The sequence below is a fragment of the Myxococcus sp. CA039A genome (assembly GCF_013336645.1).
In the GTDB taxonomy this organism is placed as follows: domain Bacteria; phylum Myxococcota; class Myxococcia; order Myxococcales; family Myxococcaceae; genus Myxococcus; species Myxococcus llanfairpwllgwyngyllgogerychwyrndrobwllllantysiliogogogochensis.
Genome location: NZ_JABUMQ010000355.1, coordinates 1 through 10,936, shown reverse-complemented (window position 1 = coordinate 10,936; position 10,936 = coordinate 1). Strand labels below are relative to the sequence as shown.

At 69.8% G+C, this 10,936-nt stretch carries 9 protein-coding genes and 1 pseudogene; 2 read left to right on the top strand and 8 right to left on the bottom strand.

Going from position 1 to position 10,936, the window contains the following annotated elements:
- From HR086_RS39440 to HR086_RS39425, 4 genes and pseudogenes are all read right to left on the bottom strand, one after another.
- Positions 1-657: pseudogene (locus HR086_RS39440) on the bottom strand (transporter); the annotation flags it as partial.
- Positions 654-1,874, bottom strand: coding sequence for a cation:proton antiporter (locus HR086_RS39435; RefSeq protein ID WP_174458347.1), 1,221 nt, complete (start codon positions 1,872-1,874; stop codon positions 654-656). The gene HR086_RS39435 and the pseudogene HR086_RS39440, both read right to left, overlap by 4 nt.
- 31 nt (positions 1,875-1,905) lie before the next feature.
- Entirely contained in the window at positions 1,906-2,244 is a 339-nt protein-coding gene (locus HR086_RS39430; protein WP_141648803.1) for a hypothetical protein, read from the bottom strand.
- 37 nt (positions 2,245-2,281) lie between these two features.
- A complete protein-coding gene (locus HR086_RS39425; RefSeq protein WP_141648802.1) occupies positions 2,282-2,752 on the bottom strand; it encodes a general stress protein in 471 nt (156 codons plus the stop codon).
- A 382-nt stretch (positions 2,753-3,134) separates the two neighbouring features.
- Here HR086_RS39425 and HR086_RS39420 point away from each other — a divergent pair, with 382 nt between their 5' ends.
- Complete coding sequence (locus HR086_RS39420) at positions 3,135-3,842, top strand: TVP38/TMEM64 family protein (RefSeq protein ID WP_217442127.1); 708 nt, start codon at positions 3,135-3,137, stop codon at positions 3,840-3,842.
- A gap of 163 nt (positions 3,843-4,005) precedes the next feature.
- On the opposite strand, the gene HR086_RS39415 is transcribed toward HR086_RS39420, so the two are convergent.
- The 4 genes from HR086_RS39415 to HR086_RS39400 all read right to left on the bottom strand — a co-directional run bounded on the left by HR086_RS39415 (position 4,006) and on the right by HR086_RS39400 (position 7,933).
- A complete protein-coding gene (locus HR086_RS39415) occupies positions 4,006-5,214 on the bottom strand; it encodes a proprotein convertase P-domain-containing protein (protein ID WP_174468187.1) in 1,209 nt (402 codons plus the stop codon).
- A gap of 71 nt (positions 5,215-5,285) precedes the next feature.
- Positions 5,286-6,071, bottom strand: coding sequence for a hypothetical protein (locus HR086_RS39410; protein WP_174468186.1), 786 nt, complete (start codon positions 6,069-6,071; stop codon positions 5,286-5,288).
- A gap of 95 nt (positions 6,072-6,166) precedes the next feature.
- The gene (locus HR086_RS39405) at positions 6,167-7,111 is read right to left on the bottom strand and encodes a patatin-like phospholipase family protein (protein ID WP_174468185.1); all 945 of its coding nucleotides are present in this window, start codon (positions 7,109-7,111) and stop codon (positions 6,167-6,169) included.
- 150 nt (positions 7,112-7,261) lie between these two features.
- A complete protein-coding gene (locus HR086_RS39400) occupies positions 7,262-7,933 on the bottom strand; it encodes a phosphoribosylanthranilate isomerase (RefSeq protein WP_174468184.1) in 672 nt (223 codons plus the stop codon).
- A 143-nt stretch (positions 7,934-8,076) separates the two neighbouring features.
- On the opposite strand from HR086_RS39400, the gene HR086_RS39395 reads away from it, so the two are divergent.
- A partial coding sequence (locus HR086_RS39395; protein WP_254626641.1) for a carboxypeptidase regulatory-like domain-containing protein occupies positions 8,077-10,936 on the top strand: 2,860 nt, incomplete at its 3' end.

Sequence of the window (10,936 nt, the reverse complement as noted above, 5' to 3'; positions counted from 1 at the left end):
GTCCAGGCCGCCGCCGAAGCTCGCGCGCGTGAGTCCCGCCGCCAGCGCGAAGGCCACCATCACGAACAGGTCGCCGATGATGACCAGCGCCATCAGGAACTCGGTGAACGAGCCCCGCGCGCTCGTCTCCTGGACGATGGCGATGGTCACCGTGGGCGAGAACGACACCACCACCGTGGACATCAACGCGCTGACCGCCAGCGCCTGCGGCAGCGTCAGGGGCGCCAGGAAGGGCAACAGGGGCTTGAGCGCGATGGTCGCCCCGAAGCACACGACGAACGTCACGCCACACACGGCCGCGCACAAAAGCGCCACCCGCGCGCCGACACGGCGGATGAGCCCCAGGCGCAGCTCCGTGCCCGCCACCAGCGCGATGAGGCTCACCGCCAGCCCTTTCACCAGGTCCAGGCCCTTCACGCCCTCGCCCGGGATGAAGCCCAGCACATACGGCCCCACCGCCACGCCCACCAACAGATACCCCGTGAGCCGGGGCAACCCCATCCCCTTGGCCACCTTGCCCGCGAACAGGCCGCACAAAAGCAGCGCCCCCGCCGCCAGCGTCACCGGCGTGCCGGAGTCCGCGCGCAACACCTGGGCCCGGCTGATGATGGCCAACAGCCCCATCAACAACAGCAGCCGCAACACCGCGCTCTTCATGTCGCCACCCCCACGTCCGGAGGAGTCACGGGCCGCGGGCGGGGCAACGGCGCGGTGACCTGGCGAAAGGCCTGACCGGCCAACAGCTCGTTCACCACCGCGCCCACCACCACCACGTCCAGCACGCGGCGCGACAGTCCCCCCGGGACGAGGAGCTGGTACTCGGCGACCAGACACAACGCGAGGCCGCCCTGGGCGATGAGCGCGTAGCCCACCCGGGGTGGCAGCTCCAACACGCCCTGGGCCAGGCGCTGCGCGAACGTGCCGCCCACCACCTTCCCCAGGAAGCGCAGCCCCACGAAGCCCGGCACCAGCGCCCACGCCGCCCAGTCGCGCGTGTACACCCCGCAGCCGACCAGGAACACCAGCACCAGGAACACCGGCCGCTCCACCCGCCCCAGGGCCCGCGCGACCCGCTCCGTCGTCCGCCCTCCCACCAGCGCCAGCGTCGCCCCGCACGCCACGCCCGCGAGCAGCGCGGACACCCGCAGATACGCCGCGGCGCCGCCCACGAGCGCCACCATTCCCAGCGTCACCGTCGCCAGCTCCGCCGGGTCCTTCAGCGCGTGGGTGAGGTACGCCAGGAGCGCGCCACACAGGATGCCCAGCAGCAGCGCCAGGCACACCAGCCCCAGCCCCTCGCCCACCGTGGGCGCCGCGCCCAGGAGCAGCGCCAGGGCCAGCACCACGAGCCCCACCGCGTCATCCAGCATCGTCAGCAGCGCCACGCCCAGGCCCCGCGCGCGGTCCATCCGCCCACCCCGGTACGCCAGCACCGCGAAGTGCCCCGAGGACAGGCTCGCCGCCGCGCCCAGGAGCGACGCGGCTCCCACCGCCGCATGGAACGACGGCCTCAAGGTCAACAGCAGCGGCACGAACAACGGCACCGCCACGAAGAGGAACGCCGTCCCCGCGTGCGCCAGCGCCGCCGAGTACACCGGCCGGGGCAACAGCCGCAGCAGCCGGGGCTCCAGATTCAACCCCAGGATGACGCCCGCCGTCCCCAGCCCCAGCGCCATCACCGGCCGCAAGAGGCGCAGGTCCTCCACCGACAACACCCCCACCACCGACGGCCCCAGCACGACGCCGAAGAGCAGGAACAGGAACCCGCCCGCCGCCAGCCGCGCCAGCGCCGGGAATCGCGCGGAGTCCAACGCCGGACTCGAGGCGAGCAGGGACAGCGCCGCGATGGCGAGAAAGACGAGCAGCGCTTGCACGAGACTTGCTTACACCGGCCGCGACTTCACGTCACGAGCGGCGGTGGGTCGGCGCGGCGATCACCGGCAGGGCGACCAGGCGGCCCATGGGTGGATCGTCCGCATCCATCTCCAGTTGCACCCGTTGAATCATCCGCTCCATCTCCTCGGCGGAGACGGCGGGCAACATGCTCACCAGCAACACGCGGTCTTCGTCCGCGCCCAGGGCCAGACTTCGCAGCCCCGCGAACACGGGCACCTCGGCGGACAACGCCGCGGCCGCGCTCCGAGCTCGGACCACCAGCGGCTCCGGGATTCCAAACTCCCGGAGCCGACGGATGGCTCGCTCGGTCCCTTCCATCTGCTCGAGGAACGTGATGACCAGGTACACGCGGCCGTCTTAGCGGGTCCGCGCGCCAGGCGCCACGCTACTCGTTCTGGCCGGGGCCCGCCGTCTCACCGGAAGGAGCCGCCGGAGTCGCAGGAGTCGTTGGAGTCGTCGGTGCGGCTCCCTCTTGCGCCGGTGCCGCGCCTTCCTGGGCCGCCATCGCCGCACGAGCCGCGCGCTTGCCCTCCTCGATGAGCTTCTTCACCTTCTGCCCACCCTTGCGGCCAATCTCCTCGTAGAAGTTCGGCCCGCGGGTGGCCTTGACACGGTCCCCGCCCTTCTTGCCGATCTCCTCGTAGAACTTCGCGCCGCGCTCGGCTTTCACCGTCTCGCCGCCCTTGCGGCCGATCTCCTCGTAGAACGAGCGACCCCGCTCGGCCTTCACCGTGGCTCCGCCCTTGCGACCGATGGTCTCGTAGAACTCGCGACCCCGCTCGTTTCGGACCGTCTCTCCACCCTTACGTCCCGCCTCGGCCACCGTCATGCTGCCCTTGTTGTCTTTGTCCGACATTGCGCCCTCTCCTCTCTTGGCTGCCTGCCCCCATCCCGCGCCTCGATGCCCCTTGCCTGAAACCTTGGGACGGAAGCGCCCCGATGCAAGCAAGCTCCGTACACCGCCAGCCGTTCTCGCCTGACCCACCACACCAAAACCCCAATGGTTTCATGCGGTTGGACAAGCTCGCCCTGCTTACTTTCCGGGCGGAGGCATGCCCGGCAGGACGCTCTCTTGTTGAAAACAATTCCCTCTGCATTGCCGATTCCCGGACCGGCACTCACCTTCATGCCCGCGGCGCGCGCTTCAGGGCGCCCGAGGGAGGCGTTGCGTGGCGCAGGTGGCGAAGACATGGCTCCGAGTCCTGGCACCGATGCTCGTGTCCGTCGGTGGACTGTTGATGCTCCGTCTGCTCGGACCGGACTTCATCGATCAGCGCTACATCGCGGATCTGCTGTCCCCTCTGGGTAAAGCCGCGCCGTTGGCCTACATCGCGTTTCTTGCCGTGCGCCCCCTGACGCTACTGCCCGGGCAGCTCTTGACCGCCGTGGGCGGAATGATGTTCGGGACGCTCGCAGCGACCCTCTATTCACTAACGGGCAGCTTCCTGTCTGCCATGTTGCTCTTCGTGCTGGCACGCAAGCTGGGGACTCGGCCGATGAAGCGCCTGGCTGGGGGCAAATATCCAGCGCTGGTGCGCGCGGCCAAGCGCCACGATTTCCTCTTCGCCTTCATGGCGTGCATCAACCCGCTGTGTCCCACCGACGTCATGCTGGTGGCCGCCGCGGCGAGTGGCGCGCGGTTCTGGCCCTCGGTCGCGGGCGTGATGTTGGGCACCATTCCAGGGACCTTTCTCACCGCGCAGTTCGGCAGTGGGCTGGCCCAGGGGCGCACGGTGATGACCGCGGTGTCCGCCGCCGGTCTCGTCGTCTCGCTGGTGCTGGGCGTCTTCATCGGGCGTCGTTTCTACAAGGAACTCACCGAGGAGTCGGAGGCCACCTCGCCCGAATCAGATGCGCGAGACGAGACAACGGTTCCCGGCCTCGGCGGCTCGACGACGATGCCGCGCACGCCCCCGAAGAGCGATGGTGTTCCAGCCACCTGGTGACGCCGCGCGACGCGGACACCCGCGCGGCATCAAAGGTTCCCTGCATCCGTGTCGTTCGTCGACTTCGGCTTCGACCCGCGCGTCGTCTCGCGAGTGAGTCACGCGGCGACGGCCGGGAGGCCGCGCGGGTTCTTCACGGCCTCCCGGTGGTGACGACGCGACGTCAGTCGAAGCGGCTGGTGAGCTTCACGGACCACTCTCGCAGCGTGCCGCTCCCCTGCCCCGCGGGGTTGGAGATGTGCAGCTTCCACTTGCCGTTGAGGGTCCCATCGCGCGGGATTCCACGCGTCACCGGGATGCGGGACGGGGGCCTGCCCTCGGTGGGCCCGTTCCACAGCAGGGCTGTCTCACCACCCGGGTCCTCCAGCGTCAGCACCAGGTTGGACGACGAGGAGTGCAGCAGGTCCAGCACCACGGTGATGTCCTCGGGCACGGTGGCGAGGCCCACCACGCCGACCACCGACACCAGCTGCACCGTCGAGCCAGGCAGCGCCAGGTCCGAGTAGTTCGTGAAGGTGCCCGCCATCCACGCCGGACGGCAGATGCCCTCGGGAGAGCCGGACTCGGAGCCCGAGCACACCAGCCCCGGCTGGCACGGACGCATCACCGAGCAGCTGTCGCTGTCACCCGCGATCGGCGTGTTGCTCCGGCAGCGCCCGTAGGCGATGGGGCCTCCGAACGCCAACCCCTGACACGACAGGCCGGCCTGACACGTCGCCGGGCCCGTGCATGGATCACCGTCGGGAGCCAGGGCGACATGATTCTTGAGCGCCTGAAGCGCGGCGCCATTCATGAACGCCACCCGCGACAGCTCCACGATGTGGTCGATGCGACGCGCGGCGACGATGGCCTGCGCCTGACTCGCGCTCAGTCCCACGGTGTTCTGGAGGGCCGCCAGGCTCTCCGTGTTCGCCGCGGCGACGACCCGCCGGGCCTCGGCGAGGTTGAAGGCCACGCCGTGGAAGGTGCCCACCTGCTCGTCCAGGGGCATCTCCACGCGGCCCGTCCCACGGACGTAGGCCTCCAGCGTGGCCAGCGCGGCCGGGCCCACCTGGGCAATCGCATCCACCTGTTCGATGGAGACGTAGTGGCGATCATCCGCAGTGAACTCCACACCATCCGGACCGTTGCGGTGGGCGATGATGCTCTGCGCGGTGAGCGCGTTGAGCGGAACCTCGAAGTCCAACACCGCCAACGTCGTGGAGCGACTGTTGAGGAAGGCCAGCACCCCGGTGGACGCCGGCGTGCCCGTCGCGAGGGCCTGCGCCTGCGTCTCCAGGAGGGCGGGCGCCGCCTCCTCGGAAGGAACGCCACAGCTCAGCATCAGGGGAAGAACGGAAAGCGGTATAAACCGCATCAAGTTGTAGGTCATGCTCCCCGTGTACTCCAGGTCTCCGACCCGGTGTCCAACAGAGACGTCACAACCGGGCCCCCGAGGGTCTTTCAGGGGGCCTTCAGCCTTGCGGCCGAGATGAAGGCACCCACGGCGGCGATGGACGTGGCGAGGCTCAGCCAGGGCCCCGCGGGGAGCTGAAGGACGGCCACCAGTCCCCCGAGCACGGAGAGCGAGAGAAAGGCCCGGCGCGCCAGGACCCGGCCCTTGCGCCAATGCCCCGCTGCCACGGTGAAGAGGAACGCGGTGGCCCCCGCGAGGAACTGGAGGCCCAGCACCTTGAGGGACGAGTCCTCCACCAGGCCCACGTAGCCAGTGAACCAGCGCGGCTCGGGTGTGAGCTGAAGGGCCACGGCATCCGGGTGATACTTCATCGGGTCGAACGGTCTGTTGACGGGGGCCCCCAGCGTGACGACGGCCACCTGCGCGATGACCACGAGAAACAGCGTCACCAGGATGGTGAGCCACGGCAGACCGGTGCGCTCGCGCTCCCAACGGCGCAGGGCCTCCAGGTGCTGGGGGTCGACCTCGAGTGCGCTCGGATACCCCAGGTCCAGCAAGGCCTTCGTGGCGGCGATGCTCGCGGGCATCTTCTCCGTGCCCAGTCCCGCCAGCGCGCCGTCATCCAGGAGCCTGCGCAGCAGCGCCGCGCTCGCGTCGCGCTGGGGCTCCGAGGGGAGTCGGAGCAGGAGCGCATTCAGGTCATCCCCCAGTCGCGCCCCCTCCTCCGCCGATGAAGCGGACAGGGCCCGGGGAACCAGGGCTTCGATGCGCTCGGTGGCCGGGGACTCGTCCGTGCCAGCAGGAGTCCGCGCCGTCCTCTGAAGCTCGCCCATGGTGTGCCTCCCACGCCCGCTGACTCCACGGCGCGGAGCCCATCGTAACGAGGGGACACGGATTCGTCACAGCCGGACGGCGACGACACGCTTCTTCACGAATGGAGCACGGGCTCCAGTTGCGCCGCGATGCGCGGCGGCATGCGCTCCCCGGGCCCCACTCCGGTGGGCCGCATGATGGCGCGCGCGCGGTCCTCACCGTGGCGGATGCGCATGCGCGTCATCTCCGGTGAGAAGTCGAGCGTGTCGCCCATGGGCGCCGTCGGCTCGATGACCGTGATGCGGCAATAGACATACGGTTTTCCATCCGGAGCCAGGAGCGTGGTGCCCTGTTCGTGGGCCTGCCTGACCATGTCGTTGATGCGGACGAACACGTCCACGTCGTTCATCAGGATTTCGTTGAGGGTGATGTCGGTGAGGCTTCGCCGGGCCACGTCCAGGATGTTGGAGGGATAGCGCATCGGCTCGATGCGGGACGACGAGCAGGCGATGACGACAATCTCCGTGGGTGCATAGCCGAGCGCATCGCCGAGCGGCGTGACGTTGCGCAGCCCACCGTCGACGATGGCCTGAGGACCGATGGGCTCCCAGATGACGGGCATTGTCGCGCTCTGCCAGACGGCCGGGATGAAGTCGCTCGCATCGCTCGACACCAGCTCGTACAGGCCCGAGGTGAGCGAGACGCGGCCCACGTGCGCGGGAATGGCGAAGGGACGTCCGACGAGGTTCCGCTCGACGAGGTCTCTCAGGGGGGTGTTGTCGTAGAACCCCAGTTTGTTGAGCACCCCGAGCCGCAGCGCGACGACGAGCCACGGGAACTTCCGGTACACGTCCGACTCGCGGAGGTTCATCCAGAGGTTCGAGAGTCGCTCATATTCGTTCTGGGCGATGACGGCGGCGTTCAGCGCGCCCACCGATACGCCGAAGACGCGCTCCCATCGAAAGCCATGCACCTCGCGCAGCACCCGCTCCGCGCCCACCTGGAAGGCACCCTTGCCGCCACCACCTGAGAGCACGAGCGTCGCGGGACGATCCGTCATGGCATACCTCGCTGGGGATTCGCGCGAACCGCCCGGAGAAGGCCCGTGCCCGCGCATCAGCGGGACGAGATAGGCACGCCCTCTCCCTTCCAGAATCGCCCCGAGGCGCGGGCCCGCTGTCCAGCGGTGGGCCCTGGACTCGTACGCGCGTCAGCCTTCGGCGGCCCGCACCGCGCGCATGAAGCGCTGAAGCTTCTCCTCATCCAGGTGCCCGCCCGTGCGAAGCCCACTGCAGACATCCAGCCCGAACGGGCCCACGGCGCGAATCGCCTCGCCCACGTTCTCCGGATTGAGTCCGCCGGCCAGGAACACGGGCACCGACACCGCCTCGCGAATGCGCCGACTGAAGGCCCAGTCATGCACGCGGCCGGTGCCGCCCAGCTCCTTCACGGCCAGGGCCGGGTTGCCCGAGTCGAGCAGCAAGGCATCCACCTCGCGCGCCACGTCACACGCCTCGTCCACGGAGGCGGCATCGACCACGTGGACCACCTGCACCAGCTTCACCGAGGGCAGCGAGGCCCGCACGTGGCGGAGCACCTCGGTGCCCACCCGGTCCACCACCTGCACCGTGTTCACCCGGGTGCGGCGGGCCTGCGCGACGAGACGTTCGGCGTCCTCCTCGCACGTGAGCAGGAAGGTGGAGAGGCCTGGGGGCGCCTGGCTGGCCAGCTCCGTGATGAGCCCTTCGTCGATGACACCCGGGCCACTCGGCATCTTCGACACGAGCCCCAGCGCGGCCGCGCCACATGACACCGCCAGCCGTGCCTCCTCCCGCGAGGAGATGCAGCACACCTTCACCCGGACATGTCGAACCGGTTCCATTTCCGTCCTCCGCGCCGACGCGCCCGACAGGTATCACGCACACACACCGTGACCACACGGCGCCCGAGCCGCGCGCCTCGGGACATAAGCGCCCCTGGAATTCACGGGCCGTATGGATCCAGGATGTTGCCCCTGGAGACGAGATGAACCGAAAAACAATGTTCGTGGTCGCCCTCCTCGCGGTCCTCGTGGGCACGGTCCTCTGGTTGCGCGGGAGCCCCGCTCCGGTTGGCACTTCAGCCGCCCCTGCTTCGGATGCACCTCCGCTCGCGAAGGCCCCGACGAGTTCGGGAGCCCCGACGGGGACCACGACCGTCCGGACGCCCACGGCGGAGTCGGGCACGCCCCCCGTCACCGACCCGATGCGCGAGGACGAAGGCACCGTGTACGTCGAGGTCCTCGATGGCACGGGCCCTCTCGCGGGCGCCCACGTCACGCTCTACCTCCAGGGACCGCGTGTCCCGGCGACGGGCCGCCCCGCGTGGTTCATCGCGGGAAAGGGCACCACCGATGCCTCGGGCACGCTTCGACTTCCCGCGCGACCCGGGCACTACCTCATCGCCGCGAAGTCCTCGGGACGCGCCCCCGCTCGCGCGGCCTTCACCCGCCCTCGGGGCGAAACGCGGACGCAGGTGCGACTGGTGCTCGAGACCGGAGCCATCCTGGAGGGCACCGTCGTGGAGCGTGCATCCAAGGCGCCCGTGCCCCTCGCGCAGCTCATCCTCACCCCACGCACGCTGCTGTCCTCGGCCGCCAGGGACACCGCCTTCGTTCCCGAGGAGGAGCGCTACGTCACCTCCGCCGATGCACGCGGCGTCTTCCGCGCCGAGGGCCTCGCGCCCGGTGAATACCAGCTCGAAGCCCTCGCTCCGGGACATGCCGCCAGACGACTCGCGCGGGTCCTGGTCCCCACTTCGGGGCTCCTCGTCGAACTGGACGGGTCGGCCTTCATCGAGGGCTTCGTGGAGCTTCCGGATGGCAAGCCCGCGCCCGGAGCACGCATCACCGCCACCGGCATGGGCGAGACGCTCGAAGCCGAGTCGAGCGCGGGCGGAGGCTTCTCGCTCGACGTCCCACCCGGCGTCTATCGCGTCACCGCCCGACATGGAGACCTGACGGGCACGGCCCCCGAGCGCGTCGTCGTGGGCGCGGGGATGACGGTGCGTGACGTGCGCATCCGCCTGGGGACGGCGGCCTCGCTCTCGGGAGTCGTGCGTCGCAAGGGCACCGGAGAGCCCATCGCCGGCGCGAACATCTCCCTCACACCGAGCGCCCTGGCCTTCTCGTTCGACGCGGCGCCCGCCGAGGTCGGCAGCGCGCTCTCCGGCGCGGACGGACGGTTCCAGGTGGGCAGCCTCGCCCCGGGTGCGTACACCGTGAATGTCCAGGCCAAGGGCTTCCGCTCGCTCAAGCGCGACGGCGTCACCGTGCTCGACGGGCAGCGCTTCGAGCTGCTCGCGGAGCTGGATGCGAATGGGCGCATCGAAGGCACGGTGGTGGATGAGCAGGCAAAGCCGCTCGCGGGCATCCACGCCACGCCCGAGCGGCGCTGGCGCATGGCCCCCGTGGAAGGCGCCCTGACGGCGGTGACGGATGCCCAAGGTGCCTTCACGCTCGAAGACGTCCCGCCCGGGGAGATTCACGTGGCGGTCAAGCATCCTGGAAGCCAGACCCACGTGCGCGAGCGGGTGATGGTGAACCCCGGGCAGACAAGTCAGGTCCGCATCCAGTTGTCGAGCGAAGGCACACTCGAGGGGACCGTCAAGATGGAGGACGGACGCGCTCCAACGGGCCCCGTCACCGTCTACGCGCTGCGGGTCAAGGACGCGCGTACAGAGGCGCACCAGATCTCCGCGGCGGCGGATGGCGCCTGGTCCATGCGCGTTCGCGCGGGCACGTATCACGTCGCCGCGTGGCTCTCCGAGACAGGCAATCAGAGCGGAGACCAGGAGAAGGTGGTGGAAGTGGCCGCCGGCCAGACGCAGCGCGTGGACCTGCGGGTGCGCGAGGCGAAGCGGGCCCTCGCCGTCACGGTGCTCGAACCGAACGGCGCGCCCAGTGTCTCGGCGACCGTCATGGGCAGCGAGGCGGGCCGCAACGAAATCCTCCTCGAGGACATGACGGATGCCTCGGGACAGGTCCTGCTCGTCGCGGACTCGCTGGGCACCAAGGCCCTGCACATCTGGGCGACGAATGGCGGACGACGAGGTGACCTGCTCTCCGTGCCCGACACGCAGAGGACCCTGGTCATCCAGCTCCAGCCCGGCGGGCGACTGGCGGGAGCGGTGCGCTCGGCCGGAGGACGCGACATCGACGGCTTCAAGCTGGTGGTGTCATCGACGAAGAGCGAGGACGACTTCCTCTCGCGTCAGGAGGTGGAGCTCGCGGGAGCTCGCTTCGTCGTCGAGGACGTTCCGGCGGGACAGGTGGCCGTCTCGGTGACGCTGCCGGATGGCCGGGCCGGAAAGGCGGAGGCCACGAGCGTCGCGGGGAAGACCACCCAGGTCGACATCATCGTCGAGGCCGGAGGCGTCATCTCCGGACGACTGGTCGATGCGACCGGCGCGCCCCTCGCGGCGGCGTTCGTGGATGCGGACGGACTCACCTCTCTCCCCACCGGAGCGGATGGTCGCTTCCGCGTGGAGGACGTCGCGCCGGGTGAGCACCGGCTCATCGCGTGGAGCCAGAAGACGGAGCGCGCGGAGAAGACCCTCAAGCTGTCCGCGGGCAAGGCGCTGGACGTGGGCGACTGGAAGCTGGGGCCTCCCCGAGTCGAGCCCGGTCGCCTCGGTGTCTTCTTCAGCATGGATGGCGACGAGGTCCTCGTGCGAGGAGTCCAGGACGGCCTTCACGGAGACGCCATCCGCGCGGGGGACGTGGTGAAGGCCATCGACGGGGCCACCGTCGTCACCGCCGGAGAGGCACGCGAGCGGGAGCTGGGCGCACCCGGCAGTCCCGCCACGCTCCTCATCCGCCGCGACACGCGGACCTACCCCATCACCC

Excerpts from the sequence above, each read along its gene's own strand:
- HR086_RS39425 (WP_141648802.1), bottom strand. The coding sequence starts at position 2,752 with ATGTCGGACAAAGACAACAAGGGCAGCATGACGGTGGCCGAGGCGGGA.
- HR086_RS39420 (WP_217442127.1), top strand. The coding sequence starts at position 3,135 with ATGCTCCGTCTGCTCGGACCGGACTTCATCGATCAGCGCTACATCGCG.
- HR086_RS39415 (WP_174468187.1), bottom strand. The coding sequence starts at position 5,214 with ATGACCTACAACTTGATGCGGTTTATACCGCTTTCCGTTCTTCCCCTG.
- HR086_RS39410 (WP_174468186.1), bottom strand. The coding sequence starts at position 6,071 with ATGGGCGAGCTTCAGAGGACGGCGCGGACTCCTGCTGGCACGGACGAG.
- HR086_RS39405 (WP_174468185.1), bottom strand. The coding sequence starts at position 7,111 with ATGACGGATCGTCCCGCGACGCTCGTGCTCTCAGGTGGTGGCGGCAAG.
- HR086_RS39400 (WP_174468184.1), bottom strand. The coding sequence starts at position 7,933 with ATGGAACCGGTTCGACATGTCCGGGTGAAGGTGTGCTGCATCTCCTCG.